Annotated in this window: 17 protein-coding genes and 1 pseudogene; 9 read left to right on the forward strand and 9 right to left on the reverse strand. The window is 53.0% G+C overall.

All coding sequences use genetic code 11. The features are described 5' to 3' along the window. The first annotated feature begins 201 nt into the window (after positions 1–201). Together JGC47_RS15295 and JGC47_RS15300 are read left to right on the forward strand one after the other, a co-directional pair. Positions 202–582 carry a DUF4354 family protein gene (locus tag JGC47_RS15295; RefSeq protein ID WP_004160312.1) on the forward strand — a complete coding sequence of 127 codons (381 nt, stop codon included), beginning with the start codon at positions 202–204 and terminating at the stop codon, positions 580–582. Positions 583–941: 359 nt separating this feature from the next. Further along, positions 942–1730 carry a glucose 1-dehydrogenase gene (locus JGC47_RS15300; RefSeq protein WP_004160316.1) on the forward strand — a complete coding sequence of 263 codons (789 nt, stop codon included), beginning with the start codon at positions 942–944 and terminating at the stop codon, positions 1728–1730. 89 nt (positions 1731–1819) lie between these two features. Here the strand turns inward: JGC47_RS15300 and JGC47_RS15305 are convergent, their stop codons facing one another. From JGC47_RS15305 to hchA, 3 genes are all read right to left on the reverse strand, one after another. Then, on the reverse strand, positions 1820–2134 hold the full coding sequence (locus JGC47_RS15305; RefSeq protein ID WP_004160318.1) for an ArsR/SmtB family transcription factor: 315 nt from the start codon (positions 2132–2134) through the stop codon (positions 1820–1822). Positions 2135–2149: 15 nt separating this feature from the next. Then, positions 2150–3274, reverse strand: coding sequence for an alkene reductase (locus JGC47_RS15310; protein ID WP_004160319.1), 1125 nt, complete (start codon positions 3272–3274; stop codon positions 2150–2152). Between the two features lie 203 nt (positions 3275–3477). Next, entirely contained in the window at positions 3478–4326 is an 849-nt protein-coding gene (hchA, locus tag JGC47_RS15315) for a glyoxalase III HchA (protein WP_004160320.1), read from the reverse strand. Between the two features lie 215 nt (positions 4327–4541). Between hchA and JGC47_RS15320 the strand changes: the two genes are divergently transcribed. Continuing rightward, positions 4542–5354 (forward strand): Cof-type HAD-IIB family hydrolase, encoded by an 813-nt coding sequence (locus JGC47_RS15320; RefSeq protein WP_004160321.1) that lies wholly within the window; start codon positions 4542–4544, stop codon positions 5352–5354. On the opposite strand, the gene hglS is transcribed toward JGC47_RS15320, so the two are convergent. Beyond that, positions 5351–6688: a 2-oxoadipate dioxygenase/decarboxylase HglS gene (hglS, locus tag JGC47_RS15325; RefSeq protein ID WP_004160322.1), complete on the reverse strand. Its 1338-nt coding sequence runs from the start codon at positions 6686–6688 to the stop codon at positions 5351–5353. The two genes, JGC47_RS15320 and hglS, sit on opposite strands and share 4 nt — an antisense overlap. 189 nt (positions 6689–6877) lie before the next feature. Here hglS and JGC47_RS15330 point away from each other — a divergent pair, with 189 nt between their 5' ends. Next, a complete protein-coding gene (locus JGC47_RS15330; protein WP_004160325.1) occupies positions 6878–8062 on the forward strand; it encodes an alpha/beta hydrolase-fold protein in 1185 nt (394 codons plus the stop codon). 706 nt (positions 8063–8768) lie between these two features. On the opposite strand, the gene JGC47_RS15335 is transcribed toward JGC47_RS15330, so the two are convergent. Next, on the reverse strand, positions 8769–10379 hold the full coding sequence (locus JGC47_RS15335) for an alpha,alpha-trehalase (protein WP_004160338.1): 1611 nt from the start codon (positions 10377–10379) through the stop codon (positions 8769–8771). A gap of 660 nt (positions 10380–11039) precedes the next feature. On the opposite strand from JGC47_RS15335, the gene JGC47_RS15340 reads away from it, so the two are divergent. Further along, positions 11040–11666, forward strand: a complete 627-nt coding sequence (locus JGC47_RS15340; RefSeq protein WP_004160348.1) for a LysE family translocator — start codon at positions 11040–11042, stop codon at positions 11664–11666. A 781-nt stretch (positions 11667–12447) separates the two neighbouring features. Further along, a complete protein-coding gene (locus tag JGC47_RS15345; protein WP_004160357.1) occupies positions 12448–13353 on the forward strand; it encodes a LysR family transcriptional regulator in 906 nt (301 codons plus the stop codon). An 82-nt stretch (positions 13354–13435) separates the two neighbouring features. Here JGC47_RS15345 and JGC47_RS15350 read toward each other — a convergent pair whose 3' ends face one another. Further along, a complete protein-coding gene (locus JGC47_RS15350; protein WP_004160359.1) occupies positions 13436–14215 on the reverse strand; it encodes an L-threonylcarbamoyladenylate synthase in 780 nt (259 codons plus the stop codon). Positions 14216–14353: 138 nt separating this feature from the next. Next, entirely contained in the window at positions 14354–15424 is a 1071-nt protein-coding gene (locus JGC47_RS15355) for an SDR family oxidoreductase (protein WP_004160360.1), read from the reverse strand. A 96-nt stretch (positions 15425–15520) separates the two neighbouring features. Between JGC47_RS15355 and JGC47_RS15360 the strand changes: the two genes are divergently transcribed. Together JGC47_RS15360 and JGC47_RS17705 are read left to right on the forward strand one after the other, a co-directional pair. Next, positions 15521–16429 (forward strand): LysR family transcriptional regulator, encoded by a 909-nt coding sequence (locus JGC47_RS15360; protein WP_004160362.1) that lies wholly within the window; start codon positions 15521–15523, stop codon positions 16427–16429. Further along, the gene (locus JGC47_RS17705) at positions 16422–16607 is read left to right on the forward strand and encodes a hypothetical protein (protein ID WP_013034908.1); all 186 of its coding nucleotides are present in this window, start codon (positions 16422–16424) and stop codon (positions 16605–16607) included. The genes JGC47_RS15360 and JGC47_RS17705 overlap by 8 nt, the downstream gene beginning before the upstream one ends. 66 nt (positions 16608–16673) lie before the next feature. On the opposite strand, the pseudogene JGC47_RS17710 reads toward JGC47_RS17705, so the two are convergent. Then, positions 16674–16778, reverse strand: a pseudogene (locus JGC47_RS17710) (site-specific integrase); the annotation flags it as partial. Positions 16779–16999: 221 nt separating this feature from the next. On the opposite strand from JGC47_RS17710, the gene JGC47_RS17715 reads away from it, so the two are divergent. Further along, a complete protein-coding gene (locus tag JGC47_RS17715) occupies positions 17000–17326 on the forward strand; it encodes a hypothetical protein (protein ID WP_004160367.1) in 327 nt (108 codons plus the stop codon). A 257-nt stretch (positions 17327–17583) separates the two neighbouring features. On the opposite strand, the gene JGC47_RS15375 is transcribed toward JGC47_RS17715, so the two are convergent. After that, positions 17584–18699: an acyltransferase family protein gene (locus tag JGC47_RS15375; protein ID WP_004160368.1), complete on the reverse strand. Its 1116-nt coding sequence runs from the start codon at positions 18697–18699 to the stop codon at positions 17584–17586. Positions 18700–19155: the final 456 nt, after the last annotated feature.

Genomic DNA, 19155 nt, shown 5'->3' on the forward strand with positions numbered 1-19155 from the left:
TTGCCATCAAGGCCAGGATTCGCATTGTGTTCCAGCCGGACAGCACAGACACCAATCCGGCGGGGCTGCTGTAGCGCCCGATGAAACGGTAAACACTGGCTATACTTATCGCTGGTTTAGCTTGCCGGGACAGGACTGTTTCACCACTTTGCCTTGACCAGGTAGATTAAGCAAAATTCAAACCCAAATAAGGGAGTTAATATGAAACTTATTATTACGGCTGCATCGGTTGCGATGGCCGGTTTTTGCTTTTCCGCGCATGCCACTGTGCCTGACAATGCTGCCGTATACTCGACGGAACAATCTAAAGGATCGATATCGACTGGCGGCAAAGATACCTATACCAAAACCTTTGCCGTGGTGGTCGCCAACCTGTCTGATAAAGATTTTGATTTAGCGAAACTTTGTCTGAGAGCGATTGCCCCGGATCATCAGGAATTTAAGCTGAATAAGGTTGATGAAAAACTCACCAAAGGCACGGTGAAAAAAGGGCAGCCCGTGAAAGGCGTTGCGGTATTTGCTTCAGATAATGCGGCGGTTCAGCAGGCGGCGCTGATCAGACTGTCGGACGATTGCGAATAACGGATAAACGGGCTGACTGCGTGTTTATCCGCTGGTCAGGAAACGGGATCCTTTTCCTGACCGTGCAGCGCTGTGTGCATCCCCGCCGCGCCCGGCTCCCGGGCGTGTCACTTCCAGAAAAACCTTAACCTGCTGCTGCCGTGAGCTTGCGTATATAAAGATCTGTTGCTAGCTTTTTAAGGGCATTCTGTGTCTTACAGGGAGTCGCCGCCACGAGCGCAATCGTCTGTCTGGTCTTCACAGAAGTGCGTGGTTGTTCCTGCCAATGATTGATATCTCGCTATCGGGCAATTTTAACCGTCATGGCTGTTCTGCTCATACGTTTCATTTTTGTTTAAAAAATGTTCTCGGGGAGTAATATGTATACAGATCTTCAGGGGAAAGTGGCAGCGGTAACAGGCTCCTCCAGAGGGATTGGGGCTGCACTTGTCACACGCCTGGTCGAAGAAGGGATGAATGTCGTCATTAATTATCATTCAAACAAGGAAGAAGCGCAGGAATTAGCCGATAAGTTGAATGCCCGGAGATCGGGCAAAGCCATCGTATTTGGTGGTGATATCAGCGATGAAAACGTCGCTCATCACTTTGTTCACTCTGCGATTGAAAATTTCGGCCAGCTGGATTTGCTGATTAATAATGCCGGCATTGAGATCCAAAGCCCGGCGCATAAAATAACCCTCGAAGACTGGCGCAAGGTGATTGACGTCAATCTCACCAGCTATTTCCTCACCGCCCGCTCTGCGCTGAATTACTTCACCGAAAAAAACATCAAGGGTAATATCATCAACATCTCTTCAGTACATGAGATTATTCCCTGGCCGACTTTTGTCAGCTATGCCGCCAGCAAAGGTGGCATCAGAATGCTGACGCAATCTCTTGCCCTGGAATACGCCGAAAAAGGCATTCGGGTTAACGCCATCGGTCCGGGCGCCATCAATACTCCGATGAACCAGGAAAAGATGGGCGATGAGGCGCTTCGTCTGGAGTTAGAGGAGCTTATCCCGATGAAATTTGTCGCCGAACCAGAGGTTGTTGCCAATGTTGCCGCCTGGCTGGCCTCCGAACAATCCGCGTACGTAACCGGGCAAACCCTTTTTGTCGATGGTGGCATGACTCTGTACCCCTCGTTCCAGGGCGGAAAGGGTTAATACCTGAACGCAGCGGCCCACCGGGTTTGGCCGCTTTATGCCATCTTTCAGCTAACGGTGCGCCCGCCGCCAATCGCGGCTTTGACGGGTCACAGATCGTTCAGGCATTCGGTGACTGTTAAGGTGACCTCGCGGACACGCGCCTCGCTGCGACGATAATAGGTCCATTTACCCACTTTACTGGCCTCCAGCAGCCCTGCTTCATAGAGCACCTTAAGACAAAGTGACGTAGCAGGTTGGGATAATCCGGCCTTGTTCTGGATCAGGCTGGCACACACACCGTAGCGCTCAAAATCATATAATTGACTGTAACCGGCAAAGGACTCTGCCGGGTTTTTAAGCCACTTCAGTACCGCCATCCTTGTTGGATTAGCCAGTATTTTTATGGCGCTTTCTGGTGACATGCCGCCTCGCAAGCTTCAGGAACGATAAACCGGGTAGTCAGTATACCCTTTAGCGGTTCCCCCATACAGCGACGAGGCATCAACAGGATTTAACGGCAGCCCGTGCTGCAAGCGGGTTGGCAGATCCGGATTGGCGATAAAGGTTCTGCCAAAGCCAAACAAATCTCCCCATCCCTGGCGGAAGACATGTTCCGCTTTTTCACGAGTATAGCGGCCGGAATACATAATCGGGGCGCGGAATGTTGCGCGCAGCTCGCGGCGGAAACTGTCGGGCAGGTCGGGGCTGTTATCCCAGTCGGCTTCTGCAACAGAGAGATAGCCGACTGCCATCTCATCAAGCATTTTTGCCGCGGCAATATAGGTTGCATGCGGATCCTGTTCTACCAGGCCGAGATACACCCGTTCTTCATCGGTGCTGGTAAATAACGGCGCAAAGCGCACCCCAACCCGCTGGCTGCCGAAAACAGCGCTTACCGCAGCGACAATTTCACGCAGAAAGCGCAGCCGGTTGTCCAGCGTTCCGCCGTATTCATCGCTGCGGAAATTGGTATGTTGAGAAATGAACTGGTTGATCAGGTAGCCATTTGCGGCATGCAGCTCCACACCGTCGAAACCCGCTGCTTTGGCATTGACGGCGGCCTGACGGTAGAGCGCAACGATCTCCTTCACTTCTGCCGTGCTAAGGGCGCGCGGGGTTTCCGGGTCGGTAAGGATACCTTCGCCCGGTGCGGTCTCGATAAACACCCGCACGCCGGTTGCCGCCAGCGCAGAAGGAGCAACCGGCGGCTGCTTCTCCGGCTGTAATTCACTGTGTGAAACCCGCCCGACGTGCCACAGCTGGCAGAATATCACCCCGCCTTCCTGATGCACCGCATCGGTCACTTTTTTCCAGCCGGAGATCTGATCTGCACTGTGGATGCCCGGCGTCCAGGCATAGCCCTGACCGCGAGGTTCAATCTGAGTCCCTTCGGTTACCATAAACCCTGCTCCTGCACGCTGGCGGTAATACTCGACCATCATGTCACCCGGAATATTGCCAGGCTGTTCGCTGCGACAACGCGTGAGTGGAGGAAGGGCTATCCGGTTACATAATGTCAGATCGCCAATGTTCAGAGGGCTAAAAAGAGTGTTGTGCTTCATAACAGCGTCTCGCCTGTGACAGAAAGTGAATCGTCATTATATTTATAAATTTAAATATATAAATGTGATTTTGTGCTTTTTAGCGTCTTCACCGTGTTTCTGCGGGCATAGATGCTGCAATGAGGAGACTGCACTGCCGCCGGCAGTCTCCAACCCCTTAGCGGGTTATGTGCACTTTTCACCGCCAGCTGGAGCGTTAACGGCTAGCTAAACGCTTGCAACAGGGCATTGGCGGCCAGTTTGCCCAGCGCATTGGCGGCGAAAGGACTGTCTCCGGTTAATACTTTACGGTCCTGATGGACAGCACCGGAAATATCATCATTCACCAGGGTAAGGTCCATCTCTTTCAGCCGTTCACCGAAGTGCCAGGTAAGATGACCAGGCATATAGCCGATATCCGGCGTCTGCTTATCAGCGCTGTCCGGGAACGCGCAGATGGAATAGCCTTTTAGCGGGTTATCCCCCTGACTCACCGACAGGAATGCGGCCGGCCCGTGGCACAGTGAAATCAGATAGTTATCCTGATCCAGAGTCCAGCGAATGGCAGCGGCAACATCCTCGCTTTCTGGCAGACCGATTAAAGCGCCATGGCCTCCAGGAATAAATACCCCGGCATAATCACTGTCCGCGCCGAGTTGTTTGACCACCTCTGACAGTTTCAGCGGCTGACGGAAATCCGCCAGGTAGTCAGCAAAGAATCCGGTGATTATTGTGTCATCGACCGGCATCGCCCAGTGTTCAAATTTCACCATTTCGCCGGAAAGCGTGGCGATATCACACTTAAAACCCGCCTTATGCAGATGATACATAGGCAACAAAGTTTCAACCGGATGATTACCGGTTGAGAACAGTTTGTCACCGCTGACCGGGAGATAACGCTCATCGGCCGCGATCACCAGGATCTTCTTATTACCACGGTAAGACGTCGGATAATCAGCCCCTGCAAGGTCAGACACGCGGCTGGTAAACTGATCCAACGAGTAAGGCGAGGGAAAGAAAGCGTTATGCTCTGCGGCATCGGACTGCGGTTTTTTACTTAACTCAGTACTCATGAAATGCTCCTTTGCATCAGTATCCACAGCATAGAGCGTAACTGACGTTTGCGGATTTAGCGAAAAGGTGATGCTTCCGCCAACAATGATTTCAAGCCGCGCAAAATGTCACGCCAGCAAAAGGGGAACTGAATGCTTAAAACCGCCCCTTTTTTGCGCTGATTATCCCGGCGATAATTGAGACCGTTTTTACCTTTCTACCCACGGCCGGATCGATGATTAAAATGATTGCCGTCGATATGGACGGAACCTTTCTCGACGATAAAAAAACCTATAACAAGGCACGTTTTTTACCGCTTTATCAACAGCTGAAGCAGCGCGATATCAAACTCGTGGTAGCAAGCGGTAATCAGTATTACCAACTGATCAGCTTTTTCCCTGAAATCTGCGGTGAAATCGCTTTTGTCGCCGAAAATGGGGCCAACATCGTCGATAAGGGCAATACGCTATTTTGCGCAAAGCTGAGTGATGAACACCTGACGCAAGTCCTGACCGTCCTGCAGCGCATTCCCTATGCCCATGCGGTTGTCTGTGGCCCGCGTTGCGCTTATATGCTTAACGATACGCCGGATGTGCTGCTGACGCTGATGTCTAAGCATTACCACCGGCTGGAACTGCGCGAGAATTTCGAGTGCTTAAACGACACCATTTTTAAGTTTTCACTGAATCTGGCCGATGAAAAAATCCCCGAGCTGATGGATCATGTAGGTCACGCCCTTGATGGCATCGTGACGCCGGTTTCCAGCGGATCGGGCTTTGTTGATTTGATTATCCCCGGAGTGCACAAGGCGCACGGGCTGTCGCTGTTGCAGAAGCAATGGCAGATTGCCGACCATGAGGTGGTGGCAATAGGCGACAGCGGCAACGATATCGAAATGCTGGCGCATGCAGGCTATGGATTCGCCATGGCCAACGCGCAACCGGCCGTAAAGCAGGTGGCCGGCTATCACACCGACAGTAATAACCACCAGGGGGCGCTCAATGTGATCGAACGGGTGCTGACACAAAGCGCCCCCTTTGCCCGTTAAACGTCCAGCCGGAGGCGGTCGAGCGATCCCTGCTGGCATTGCTGGTACAGGCTGAACGCGTCCGCCACCGTGGCTCCGAGCGCCTGTTCGAACGCGGCCTGGCTGGCATGGCCGCTGCTGGCATGATGGCCGTCACCGCCGAGGTTAGACTGGAAAATCCCGGCGGCGCTGACCGGGAGAAAATCCTCATAGGTAACAGGCTCTGCCACTACTGCGCCGCTGGCAATCAGGCTTTCGAGATCCAGCCCCGGTGCGGCGGCTATCCGAGGATTGCGTCGGTAGCGATACCAGGCGAGCTGCTCACGGCGCAGCTCGCCTGCATCATCCGGGAAGTCGGCAAACACCGCGCGCAAATGCTGCTGATAGCTGGCGTTGTCGGCAAACTTCTGTTTCGATGCTTCAGCCAGCAGGCGATCGTACAACTCGCGCCCTTTGGGCGTCAGCGCCACGCCGCGCTGTTCAATTTCACCGAAGCGGGCGCTGTGCATTCCCTGAAGCCGATCGGTAAAATCGATTGCTTCGCTCAACGCTTTAAAACTGGTCTGGCGCAGCAGTATCGGGCAACGGCGTGCGGGTGGGCCTTCAATCGTCTCTTTCGGCGTGATGCCATTCTCGGGCATCAGCTGCTGCACACGGTCGATATCCAGCGTGCGCGGCGTCAAATGATTAATATGCGGCCCGCGAAAACAGACCACGTCGGCAATCAGGCGGTGCTGTGCCAGCAGCGCGTGATAAGTCTTGAGATCGACCGAAGCCTGCTGGTGCCAGCGGAAGGTTTCCAACGCCTGACGCACGAAGTCATTGGCCTCCCCCTCATTCAGCCCCCCCTGCTGTTGCCACATCGCCAGCAGTTCACGCAGCCGGGGCGTGAAAATATCGCGTTGCGCCAGTATCTCGCCCGCCCGCTGGCGCAGAGCGGCATCGTCAATCAACTCAAGGCGCAACAATGAGGTAAACACGCGGAACGGATTGATTTGTAAAGCACGATCCGTCACCGGACGAAAAGCGGTTGCATGTACCGGCACACCGGCTGCCGACAAATCGTAATAGCCCACCGGTGACATGCCCATCACCGCGAACAGCTGGCGTAACGTGGCCAGCTCCTGTGCGGTCCCCACGCGGATGGCTCCGTGACGTTCAACGCTCAGGCGACTCTCCTGCTGCCAGCGCTCTGCCGCAGGCTGCCCGGCGCTCTCCTGCAAGACCTGCTCATTGACCGTGCGCACCAGCCGTAACAGGGTGCCATATTGCGGAACCTCTGCCTGATACATCGTCGACATCGCTTTGGAAAAGCGGTCACGAATATGATCCGCACTGATAAAGCCGTTGCTCATTGCTGCTCTCCTGAAAATACCCGGAAATATCGCCACAGGCAGAATAGCCACGCGCTTCGCGGCTAAGTGTTAGTTTCATCACAGATTGTAGAGAGGCATACGAGATCTCATGGCAGGCCACGAGTTTAGCGATACAAAAGCTTATTATTAAAAAAACACTTCGACTCTGTTCAATGCTAAGGAAAATGAATGAGGAAATCCCCTGCTTCCCTGCTGCTGTCAGCTTTGATACTGGGGGCATCGCTCCCGCTGTCTGCCAGCCCGCTCCCCGCTGGTTTTCCGCCATTGCCGCCACAAAATATGGCGGTGAATCAGTATGTGACTCAGGTGAATGCTGACCGCAGCATCACCTTCCGTCTGTTTGCCCCGCTGGCAAAACAGGTCAGGGTATTGACCGGAGCCACCGCGGAGAGCTGTGTGCCGCATGCCATGGCGAAAGAGGCCAACGGTATCTGGAGCTTCCGTTCAGGGGTACTTCCACCGGGCCTGTATGAGTACTTCTTCAGTGTGGACGGGCTGCGCAGTATCGATACCGGCACGGCCTGGACCAAACCGCAGCGGCAGGTCAATACCAGCCTGGTGCTGGTGCCGGGCAGTATTCTCGACGTACGTCACGTCCCGCACGGCGAGCTGCGCACGTTAACCTGGCACTCCTCACAGCTGCAGCGCGAACGCCAGGTAATAGTCTGGACACCGCCTGGCTATAACGGTCAAGGCAATGCGCTACCGGTACTCTATTTCTATCATGGCTTTGGTGACACTCTGCGCTCGGGCCTGGATCAGGGCCGCGTACCGGAGATCATGGATAACCTGCTGGCAGAGGGTAAAATCAAACCCATGCTGGTGGTAATGGCAGATACCGAAACAGATGCCAACGGCATCATTGCGGAAGATTATCTGCCACAGGAACGCCGCAAGGTGTTTTACCCGCTTAACGCTGACGCCGCCGACCGCGAGCTGATGTATGAAATTATTCCGCTCATTAACCAGCGTTTCAACGTACGCCACGATGCGGCAGGGCGTGCGCTGGCGGGCCTGTCACAGGGGGGTTATCAGGCGCTGGTTTCCGGCATGAGCCATCTTGATAGCTTCGGCGCGCTGGCAACGTTAAGCGGGGTCACCACCACCAGCGTGCCAAATGATAAGGTTGCGGCGCAGCTGGCAAAGCCGGATGCGATTAACCGACAGTTAAAAAACCTTACTCTGGCGATCGGCGAGCAAGACAACATTACCGGCAATGATATTGCCGGGCTGAAAAAAACACTGGAGCAGAAAGGCGTGAAGTTCGACTACCGCAGCTGGCCAAAGCTGGGACATGAGATGGATGTCTGGCGACCTGCTTATGCGGAGTTTGTGCAGAAGCTGTTTCGTTAAACGCATATCAACGGTCACTGGTCAGTTGCCGCAAGGCAACGGTAATTTGCAGGTCGGCGAGAAAGATCTACAGCGCCAACAGCACAGCCTCTGCGATTATCACTTAGCACACTCCTTGTGAGCGAGCGAGCACAGCGCGGCAAGTGTTTTTCCATTGCTCCTTGCGACGAAGCATCCATTGTTGAGAAGTACTTCGGGTGGAGGCAAACCGGACGGCACCACCTGGTCTTCGTCGAGAGCAAAACCTGAACCTGCCCGGCGACAAAATGACCAGCCAAGCCAACAACGGTGTCATGGCAGTACCCTTAGCGACAGTTACCCCGGGTTTTATTTTGAACCTGCTCACATATACTAATATTGTGCCTGTTGCAGGGTGCTGGTGATTGCGTTCTCGCCGTCGTTACCCGCAATAGCGAGAACAAAAAAAGAACCCGGCTTTGCCGCCGGGCTCTCTTTTTGTTTCTGATTTCAGGAAAATGCGTACGGCGTCTTCCTGGCGCAGCCCCGCCGGGCGGACCTTACGCCACGCAGCAGATCTTTCCTTGCAGTGCGGCTGCCTGAGGCATCCTCATGTTAGCTCCGGCCGGCCACAGCTGGATTTTATTGCGGATAAACAGGCTGCTGGCCTGTGGCTTAACGCCGTTACCTGGCGGTTTGCCTTTGGCGAGGGCAGAACAGGGGCAGCCGACAGGCCCCCCTGAGAGGATCAAAGCTGGGGGTACATTTCCAGCAGGCGGCGCGTCACGCCGTTGGTCCAACCGAAACCATCCTGCAACGGATATTCTCCGCCCCCGCCCAACAAGGCAGCGTCACCGCTGATATTGTACTTCTCTACCATCTTGTGATGCTGCTGCCAGGTGCTACTGACGGTATGCAGCCAGCGGGAGGCAATTTCCTGTGCCAGTAGCTCATTGCCGTAGCTGTGAAAACCTTTGATCGCCATCCACTGCACCGGCGCCCAGCCGTTCGGACTGTCCCACTGCTCGCCGGTGACGTTCATGCTGCACAAAATGCCGCCCGGAGCCAACAGATGGTCGCGCACCGCTTTAGCGGTGCGGCTGGCCTGATCAAGACTGGCCATGCCAACATACAACGGGGTGACGGCGGCGGCAGAAAATGTCGCCTGTTCGCCTTCGCGCCAGTTGTAATCACGGTACAGCCCCGCCGGCTCATCCCACAGAAATTTGTCGACCGCTTCGCGGCGGCGCAGCGCCAGCTGCTGGAAACGATCGGCCGCGTCCAGATCTCCCTTGCTGGCCGAAAGGCGGGCAATCGTGGTTTCCAGCTTGTAGAGAAACGCGTTAAGGTCAATGGGCACAATGCTGGTAGTCTGAATACTTTCCAGGTGGCCAGGCTCGCTTAGCCAGCGCGAAGTGTAATCCCAACCCGATGCCGCACCGGCACGTAGATCGCGGTAAACCTCGCTGGACGGGCGCGAGGAATGACGCGCCGTTTCCACGTCTTCCCGATATGACTCGTCGCGTGGCGTATCGCGATCGTCCCAGTAACGGTTAAGCACCGATCCATCGTCCAGCATCACCACATGTCGATATGCCTGATTGGATGACAAGGTTGCCTGCCCGTCCATCCAGAATTCATATTCGCTTTTCAGCTGCGGCAGATAGTGTTGAGCCTCATGAACATTGTTCTTTTCGAACAGCTCCACCATCATGGCAAATACCGGCGGCTGCGAGCGACTGAGATAGTAGGTGCGATTGCCGTTCGGGATGTGCCCGTATTTATCAATCATCCATGCGAAGTTATCCGCCATGCTGCGCATCAATTCGCCACGACCTGCGGCAGCAAAGCCCAACATGCTGAAATAGGAATCCCAGTAGTAGGCTTCACTAAAACGCCCGCCGGGCACAACATAGGGCCTGGGTAGCGGCAGCAGCGAAGAGAACTTACGATGTTTCTCCGGCTGACGGGTGAGTACCGGCCACAGCCCGTCAATATGTTCTGTCATCGTGTTATCAGGGTCGGAAACGTAGCGGCTTTCGTGAACGCTCGGTAGATCAAAATTTTCCAACACAAATTCAAGTAAGTTAAATTCTTCCCGCTCGCGCTCAAGGTAGTAGCGAAAAAGAATGTGTTGCGGATCCGTCTTAGGCGCGCAGTCCGCAAACGTTTTACTGTCGCTGAAGATATGCGACAACTGCACCGCCGCAAACAGATCCTGATAGCGGTCGGAAGGCGTGAGTGTATCTGAAGCAGGCAAACCGCGGATCGGCTCCGGGTGCGGCTCGCCAGCGTTTTCCGGGCCTGCTTCATAACCATGATACCAGGCTTCGAATTCAACAGGGTTGTTGTTAATCATCGCTTCATTTTGGTTGAAAGTGATAAAAACCTCCTGATGCCCATGCCTGCGGCAAATCCAGTCTGGTGAGTAAAATAGCTGGTGATTATTATAGTACTGCCACCTCGCGGCGCAACCCGGCAACGATATAACACTTGGTAAGAAGATGTTTTTTCAGAAATAGGTTAAATCTTAACTCTTGCGGTTGTATTCAGCAGTGAAATATTTATCCACCATAATAAACAGCAACAAACATATTTATATAACTCACTCATTATTTTCAGTTCATGGCGATATGACAGCCGGTTACCAATATATTGCTGTCCCGGGGCGGAAAACAATTTTCCACAATGCTGCAGATAGCGATAAATGTTGCCCGCTCCCTGCTACCGCATTTATGCCCCCTGCTTTTGCTGGCTGAAATAACGGGCATTGCCCCGATCTTTGCAGCGGTTAAATCCTTTTCGGGTCAATTTGCCCATTCACCACGGTGGCAGGCCGGCCAGATAATGAAAAACATCCGCCAGATGCCTTACCGCTGGCACGGTAAAGAGATTATTTTTTTACTGTGATTTACTTCTCACTGACGAGAAAATAAACTATCGCCCCGGTCACTCAGTGAAGAGGACCTAATCACTTTATTGCGCTCAGTCACAGGGCCTAACCTGAAAGGATGATGTAATGACGCTTGAACTTTGGCTGGCTTATACCGGTGTGATTGCCGCGCTGATCGCTATTCCCGGCCCCTCTGCGCTGATCAATATGACGCATGGTCTGCGCTACGGGCGTAAACAAGCGCTGGCTACGGTCGGCGGCGGCGTGCTGGCGGCCATGATACTGATGACCGCCTCTGCGCTGGGGCTGGGTGCCATTCTGGCCGCCTCAACCACCGCCTTTATCGTGCTGAAGGTGGTCGGTGCTGCCTATCTGATTTGGCTGGGTATCGCCGCGTGGCGCGACAATAGCCAGCCCGCTCAGGTTAACGCTGCGGAACTTGAAGAAGCGCCTGGCGCCATGCGCCTGTTCCGCAAAGGTTTCACGGTGGGCATCAGTAACCCAAAAGATCTGCTGTTCTTTGCAGCACTGTTCCCAAATTTTATTGATGCCAGCCAGCCACACGCTTTACAGTTTGCCACGCTGGCAATCACCTGGACAGTGCTGGATAGCGGCATCATGTTCGGTTACGCCTGCGCGGGTCGCCGTCTGGCGGGCGTCTTTTCTAACGCCCGGCGGCTGCGCATATTGAATCGTTCTACCGGCAGCCTGTTTGTCTTTGCCGGTGGCGCACTGGCGATTTCGGCAAAGTAGTTACGATACGACCGCTGGCGCGGACAAGCAGCCCGCCAGCCTCAAGCATGTTGGCCTGCTGTTCAGCGCATAAGCGGCATTGGAAATACCCGGGCCAATGGCAAATCAGTCAAATGCTCCGGCGGTGACGGCGGCGATCCGGTTCCCGGCAGCACTTCTCCCGACCTCGTGTGCCCCCCTTCTGACAGGCCGATTTAACACATCCCTTCATAACCGACATACTCCAGGCTAAGGATGCGCTGGCTGCTCGCGTTCGCCTGAATCACTTTGTTGCCTAAGGTCAGCGGGATCCACGCACTTGCCGCCGTCCTGCCACTCGAACTATTTTGGCTATATTTATGGCGTGCCGACAGCGTAAGAATATGCGATCTGCTGTTGGCGGGACAATTTACGCATCATACGAGTATTCTGATTAGCCTGCCGGTCGGCGGAATAAACAAAGTGATCAGGGATCATAATAAAGCGTTCAGCATCGCTGACTTACGCCTGAGCGCCGAACCCTTTTTCAAACGTGCCGGTAACACCCGGCGTACAGGATCGTGCCAGATGAATCTGTCGACTTTTTCTCAAATGATTTCTCGCAGCGAAATGCATTTCCACCCGCTGGCACAGTCAGATATTTTCTGACCGGTTGTCTGACCCGTTAATATTATCTCTGCATGATAAACCGACCGTGAAAGATGAATTTAGCGGTAGTGACCTTACTGTTTTTCACTGCGAGGTGAACGGGAAATATGCTAATATCGTCCGTTGTTTCTCTCTAGAAAAACCCGGGATAATAATGAGCGACGTTGAAAATCTGCACGGGATGTTTATTTTTGCCAAAGTGGTGGAAACGCTCAGCTATACCGAAGCGGCGAAAGCGCTCGGACTGGCAAAATCGTCGGTCAGTAAGGAGATTTCGGCGCTGGAAGTACGCCTCGGGGCAAAATTGCTCCAGCGTACCACCCGGCGCATTCAGGTTACCGAAGTCGGTATGACTTATTATCACTACTGCTATCGCATTCTGCACGAGGTGAAAAGCGCCGACCGGTTTATCCGCCAGTTCCATGAGGAGCCCGGCGGCAGCCTGCGCGTGGTTGCCCCGGTCACCTTTGGCTGCCAGTGCATCGTCCCGGCGCTCAACCGCTTTATCGCCAGCAATATCCACGTTAGTGTTGACCTCGATCTGACCGACCGTCCGCTGAATTTCGAAGATGATCGTATTGATATCGCGATTGCCATCACCCGCGATCTTCCCGATCACCGGCACTACCGCCCGCTGATGGATATCGCCTGGGGGCTGTATGCCGCGCCGGACTACCTGCTTAACCGCACGCCGGTTACCAGCCCGGATGATTTACAGCGCCATGAATTTATTCTGTTCCGTGGCCCGGCCCATACTATTTCATTACCCTTTCGCAAAGAGAAACAGAAAAAAGATATTGAGGTACGCAGTCGTTTTCGCGCCAATAACAGCATCGCCCTGCTGAATTCGGCCGTAGCAGAAACCGGCATTGCCTATTTACCCAGTTATATCGCCGGGGAAGCGGTGGAGAGCGGGAAACTGGTGCGGCTGTTACCTGAATGGGAAATGGATATCTATAAGTCGTATGTGCTGATAAAAAGCGACAGTTTTGTTTCTCCGCGCGTGCGTTTATTTATTGAAGAATTACAGCGGGAGCTAAAAGCGGTCGGCAATAAATAGTGACTCATCGCCTGAACCAGACAATAAAAAACCCGCCTTGACTGGCGGGTTTTTTATTCTGGCGGATTAATTCGTAGCGGTATTAATAGTAGTTACCGTGGCGGTAATCCCAGGTGGTGAAAATATCAGACATCATTGACATGATTTTATCCACGTCCAGTCCTTTACGGATCAGCACCGGGCAAGGAGTGATATTACGTTCGCCGTTCTGCTCGGGAACCAGCTTGCCGTTTTCATCCACCATCGCCACCATCACCCCCTGCTCGTAACGGGTCTTTTCCGACTCGTTCGGCTGGATAGACTTAACATAGTCATTGGCCGCGATGATCAGGTCAGCGTGCTGCTCAATGCGATCGCCGATGCCTTCCACCAGGCCACGGTTGCCTTTGCCTGACGGGTTAGCCGAACTGGCGAAGGAGAATTTGCCATGATTTTCCCACAGCTCTTTCGCCAGGTTTTCTCCGGGCAAGCCGAATTTGATAACAAAGCAGCTGGTCTGACGGCGGTCCATCATCAACTCTTTCGAGCCGTCATCAGGAATTCGCGCCACCGCTTCTTCTTTCCAAGGCAGAATGCAGCCCAGCAACACGTCCTTATCCCAGTGCTGCTGATAAAGCGCTTCGATCTCCGGGTTCAACTGCGCCAGCTCCTTCAGCTGCTCCAGAGAGCCGCACAGCACCACGCCCGGCTTGTTACGATTGCGCTGCTTGGCGTCAAACTTGCGCTCGAGGCCTTTGGCGTCGGAAGTCATGATGATATAGCCCACCTTGGTTGGGCAGACGATCATGCCGCCGTTCGCCGACAGGATCTCTACTGCTTCCGGCTGTAAACCACCATTCCAGTTAACTTTTTTATCGTTCATCGCCCTATCCTTCGCTACGCATTCGCTTCAAGTTGAGTGGGTAATCACCCGTTGCATCCATCCTGCCACAATCAGTTTTCAGCGCAACAATAAACGAAACATCACCTTAATTGTTTCCATTAAGAAACAATACTTGCGCTATGCGTGTGGGATAAGCTTTTCGGCTTTCAGCCGGTCAAACAGCGCAAAGAAGGCATCGCGGGTAGCCTGGTAACCGTTGAAACCCGCCTTGCGGCTTTTGCTGATGTCGGTAAACACTTCCATCGGCCGTCCGAGATCGGCATCGGTGTGCCACCAGGACGCCAGCTTCGAGACATCTTCCTGCTGCAGGTGGTAGCGCCGGGCGATCTCCTGCCACTGCTGCTGCGCCGCATCCATCCGCCCTTCCAGCGGCTGCATGGTGCCGGGGAAAGGCTGCGCCTCAATGTCAAAGTAGCGGGCAATCTCGCCCCACATCCACTTCCAGCGGAATACATCGCCGTTAACCACGTTATAATCCTGATCCTGCGCCGATGGCGTGGTGGCCGCCCAAATCAGCTGCTCGGCCAGCAGACGCGCATCGGTCATATCGGTCACCCCTTCCCACTGCGCTTTGGAGCCAGGGAAGATGAACGGCAGCCCGCTCTGCTTGCACAAGGTGGCATAAACCGCCAGCGTCTGGCCCATATTCATCGCGTTACCAACGGCAAAACCGATTACCGTATGCGGACGGTGGACGCTCCAGCTGAAACCGTACTTATCGGCCGCAGCGAACACTTCATCCTCCTGGGCATAGTAGAAGTTTTCGACCGGCTGGCGGCCCTGTTCTTCGCGGAACGGGGTGACCGGAACCGCACCTTTGCCGTAGGCATCAAACGGGCCAAGATAGTGCTTCAGTCCGGTAATCAGCGCCACATGGCCGCCTTTCAGCCCTGCACCAAGCGCATCCAACACGTTGCGTACCATCGCCCCGTTAACGCGGATGTTCTCTTTTTCATTTTTCTGGCGTGCCCAGGCGCTGAAAAACACCTTATCAACGGTGATATCCTGCAATACGGTTTTTACCGCATCCTCATCCGTCAGATCGGCAGCCAGTGAGGTGACGCCAGTGATGACCGCCGTGCGCCCGCGTGACAAGCCATAAACCTGCCAGCCCTGCGCCAACAGGCGTTCGGCCAGTGCACTTCCGGTGACGCCACTAACGCCCACAATTAAAGCTCGTTGCTGCATGATGTTTCTCCCGCTTTGTTGATGACACCAGCTTAATAGAGAATTTAATTCTTATCTAAGGTATAAATTCATAGTATTAATGAACAGGAGGAATTAATGCCGGTATCCGAAGATCGTCTCCGGGGGATCACGCCCTTCGTCGCCAGCGTGGAAAGCGGCAGCTTCACCGCCGCCGCCGGGCGCCTGCATCTCACCTGCTCGGCGGTGAGTAAAAGCATTGCCCGGCTGGAAGCACGCCTTGGCTCTCGCCTGTTTGAGCGCACCACGCGCAGCCTGGTGCTGACCGATGCCGGCCAGGCATTTTATGATACCTGCGCCCGCGTGCTGGGCGAGCTGGCCGAAGCGGAATCGGTGCTGGCGGCGCAGCGCAGCATGCCGGTCGGGCGTCTGCGCGTGGCGGTACCGCATACTTTTGGCCGCCTGCATGTGATGCCGCTGCTCAACGACTTCTGCCGACAGCACCCGGAGATGCAGCTTAATCTGTCATTCTCGGACCGTTTTGTTGACCTGTTTGAAGAGGGAATCGATGTGGCGGTGCGTATTGGTGGGCCAGGCAACTATCCGCCCTCTCTCGGCGTGCGTTATCTCGGCAGCGAGCGTCTGATTTTCTGTGCTGCCCCAGACTATCTGGCGCAGCACGGTATCCCGCAGTCGCTGGCGCAGCTGGAACAGCACAAGGCGATTGTTTACAACCGCATCGACGGCAGCACCAGCCCGTGGCATGTGGCCTCACTGGATGGCCGTATCACTACACGTACCGTAGCGCACCGCATGGCGCTGGCGGATGGTGAAGCGCAGCGCTCGGCGGTAGCGGCCGGGCTGGGAGTAGCGCAGATGGCAACGTGGTTAATGGAGCAGCAGCTGGCGCAAGGTGAGCTGATACCAATTTTACCGCAGTTGAGCGTAGCGGGGCTGCCGCTGTACGTGGTGTGGCCACGGCGCAAACAGCTGATGCCGAAGGTTGACGCATTGCTGAATACGCTGGCGAAGCTACAGGTTGAATAACAGCAGCCGGGGCGGTATACGCCTCACACCCCCTGGACAAACAGCTTCCTCATTGATTATTGCCTCAAAAACAATAGCTCAACCACACCGCATTAACGTGCAGGAGCGCTATGGGGGCATTAACTCCACCGATGCGTTGATTCAGGAACTCTATCTGATCGCCATCGAGGGCATGTAACCATGCAGAATATACCGCATAAACCATCTCTGCATTCTCATGCCCCATCTGGCTGGCTATAACAGCGGGGTTAGCGCCAGCTGACAGCAACCAGTATGCACAGCTGTGACGCGTCTGGTACGGCCGGCGGCGTCTGATCCCTGATTTACGTACTGCGCTGTCCAGAGTGATATAAGCGAATTTAAGGCGTAGTGGGGCGACTGTCTGTCTCGCTCAGGACGGGGCATCAACACGAAGTGCAGCTTCTGCTTTTCGGTCTCTGGTTTCAATGATTCGAGTTAAAATCAGGATTAACGGCGCAATCAAACCACCGGCACCAGAGTCAAGCCTGGTTTATGGCGACACCTGCGCCTATTTCTCCACCTCGGCATCACTCATTCAGGTGAAGCAATATGCACGCTCTAATTGAGCAGATTATTCCTGCTTACCTTTATAGGCAATATAACGAAGATCCGAATCAGCGATTCCCCGGTACAACGTGGAAAAATATTGGTGGGAACCGCACGATTCGGCTGGCCAGCGCTAACGGTAGTGACGTTATGGCAGCTGGCGGTTTCGACTCGGTCACGCTGGAGGTAAGAAATATCCCAGCGCACGGCCACACGTTTTCGGCGAATACCAGTGATTTTGATCATGGTTCCGAACAACCACCGGGTTTGATTATGGATGGAAGCAAACTGACGTACAGGGTGATCACCAACACACGTATAATGAGGTGATACCTCGTGGCGCTTCTGGAATGATATTGGCGGTAACTGGCAAACTACTATCAGAGGGAATGCTACGTCTGCAGCCGGTGCTCACGCCCATAACGTATATACAGGAGCGCACGATCATTGGGTAAACATTGGTGCGCACTCTCACTCAGTTTCAGGCACAACAGCTAGTGCAGGTTCAGGCACGGCATTTGCTGTGGCTAACTCATTTATTAAGTTAACGGGCTGGTACCGTAGCGCATAGCCTCTGGAACAGCCTGTTATACAGGCTGTTTTTCATTATTAATTTGTGTAGGTAGCAACATTTGCTTTAGCTTAGTGTAAAGTTTTTTCTCTAAGTATTTGTATGATAAAGTTGATAAGTATACGGTGAAAAATATAGATAGCGAAAATAAAATAAATCGCGCACTCAGGTGTGAATAGATTTTTTCATTTCCAGAGGCGTGTTTGATTATTTTTGATAGAATACCAAAAACACCCTCGTGCAATAAGTATACAGAAAACGAAATATTTCCAAGTTGCAAAATTGCATTCGGGAATTTAATTTTCGTCATTTTTTCCAGTTTCAGAAGTGCAACTATCAATATTGCAGAGGGTATTCCCCATGCGTAAATTCTGGAGCTGAAATAAAAGGGTGAGTAAAGGTTTACACAAAAGTATAAAACCGAAGCAACTATCGCCCCCCCCCATACTAACGACATTTTGTTACCCATGTTTTTATAGATAAAGAAAACAGCCACGCCAAAAATAAACTCCAGGACTATTGGGTTAGTCATAAGGTTTACATACTGATGGTTAAAATAGAATCCAGCAAATCCGTAGTTTTCGGGAACGCTAAAAAAAGCGAAAGGAGTCAACACAACAAGAGCTATAAATCCAGTGGTGAAAAGCCATTTAGCTCGGCCGAACACCATTGATATCGCAACTACCAAATAGAAATACATTTCGTAGTTTAAAGTCCAGCCTTGTCCGACCCTGGCACCCCCATATCCTGGCCCCCATCCGTCCGGGGGCAAGCCACCAATAGGGATGAAAAGAAGAGATTTTCCAGTCTCGATAAAGGATTCTATGCTGTGGCCAGCGCTCAGTATTGTTACAAGATAGTACAATGGTACAATTCTGATTAAACGCTTTATCAGATATTCAATACTTGCTCGCAAACCTTTGTCATCAATACTTACTGTGTAAGCAGCGATAAAACCGGAAACGACAAAGAACATATCAACACCAGACCAGCCATGACTTAGCAGGATTGCAAGTTTATTCTCAGCGTTAAGATTCAATGATATACCGTAATGGAAGAGCATTACGAGCATAGCAGCCAAACCACGTAGAGCCTGTATTGATTCTAAATTTTTTTGTTTGCATGTAGCCATTAAGTTAGTCAGTCCATTGATAATTGATCAAGCCTCTTGCGAGACTTACGTTTTCCACGCCCGACCACTTTACCAGCCACTTCCCCAAAAATAAAGCTAACCATGTGTGATTATTGGAGTATTTGGATGTGTGTTAATGTCTGTTCATTGTATGAACGAGGGATGAAAATAATTTAAATTTATCCAGTTAACAGGGTATTGCATAAATATTGCTGCGTTACATGGAATGATTTGAATTGAATTACCAGGCTGGCCCTCATTCACTATGCGCTCATAACAGCTCATTTACAGGGGCAGAAAAAGGGGCATTTGGTGTAAAAGGGACATAAAAAAGGGCGGTGAAATGTCCGGGTTTGGCTGTCGATGTCCACAAACGTATTATTATTATTTCTTGTTTACAAACTAATTTAATAAATAAACAGGAGCTTATGGATTTTTTACCTGTTAAAATTAGAT

The sequence above is a fragment of the Erwinia amylovora genome, assembly GCF_017161565.1.
In the GTDB taxonomy this organism is placed as follows: domain Bacteria; phylum Pseudomonadota; class Gammaproteobacteria; order Enterobacterales; family Enterobacteriaceae; genus Erwinia; species Erwinia amylovora.

Coding starts and splice junctions, on each gene's coding strand:
- JGC47_RS15295 (WP_004160312.1), top strand. CDS start 202: ATGAAACTTATTATTACGGCTGCATCGGTTGCGATGGCCGGTTTTTGC.
- JGC47_RS15300 (WP_004160316.1), top strand. CDS start 942: ATGTATACAGATCTTCAGGGGAAAGTGGCAGCGGTAACAGGCTCCTCC.
- JGC47_RS15305 (WP_004160318.1), bottom strand. CDS start 2,134: ATGTCACCAGAAAGCGCCATAAAAATACTGGCTAATCCAACAAGGATG.
- JGC47_RS15310 (WP_004160319.1), bottom strand. CDS start 3,274: ATGAAGCACAACACTCTTTTTAGCCCTCTGAACATTGGCGATCTGACA.
- hchA (WP_004160320.1), bottom strand. CDS start 4,326: ATGAGTACTGAGTTAAGTAAAAAACCGCAGTCCGATGCCGCAGAGCAT.
- JGC47_RS15320 (WP_004160321.1), top strand. CDS start 4,542: ATGATTAAAATGATTGCCGTCGATATGGACGGAACCTTTCTCGACGAT.
- hglS (WP_004160322.1), bottom strand. CDS start 6,688: ATGAGCAACGGCTTTATCAGTGCGGATCATATTCGTGACCGCTTTTCC.
- JGC47_RS15330 (WP_004160325.1), top strand. CDS start 6,878: ATGAGGAAATCCCCTGCTTCCCTGCTGCTGTCAGCTTTGATACTGGGG.
- JGC47_RS15335 (WP_004160338.1), bottom strand. CDS start 10,379: ATGATTAACAACAACCCTGTTGAATTCGAAGCCTGGTATCATGGTTAT.
- JGC47_RS15340 (WP_004160348.1), top strand. CDS start 11,040: ATGACGCTTGAACTTTGGCTGGCTTATACCGGTGTGATTGCCGCGCTG.
- JGC47_RS15345 (WP_004160357.1), top strand. CDS start 12,448: ATGAGCGACGTTGAAAATCTGCACGGGATGTTTATTTTTGCCAAAGTG.
- JGC47_RS15350 (WP_004160359.1), bottom strand. CDS start 14,215: ATGAACGATAAAAAAGTTAACTGGAATGGTGGTTTACAGCCGGAAGCA.
- JGC47_RS15355 (WP_004160360.1), bottom strand. CDS start 15,424: ATGCAGCAACGAGCTTTAATTGTGGGCGTTAGTGGCGTCACCGGAAGT.
- JGC47_RS15360 (WP_004160362.1), top strand. CDS start 15,521: ATGCCGGTATCCGAAGATCGTCTCCGGGGGATCACGCCCTTCGTCGCC.
- JGC47_RS17715 (WP_004160367.1), top strand. CDS start 17,000: ATGCACGCTCTAATTGAGCAGATTATTCCTGCTTACCTTTATAGGCAA.
- JGC47_RS15375 (WP_004160368.1), bottom strand. CDS start 18,699: ATGGCTACATGCAAACAAAAAAATTTAGAATCAATACAGGCTCTACGT.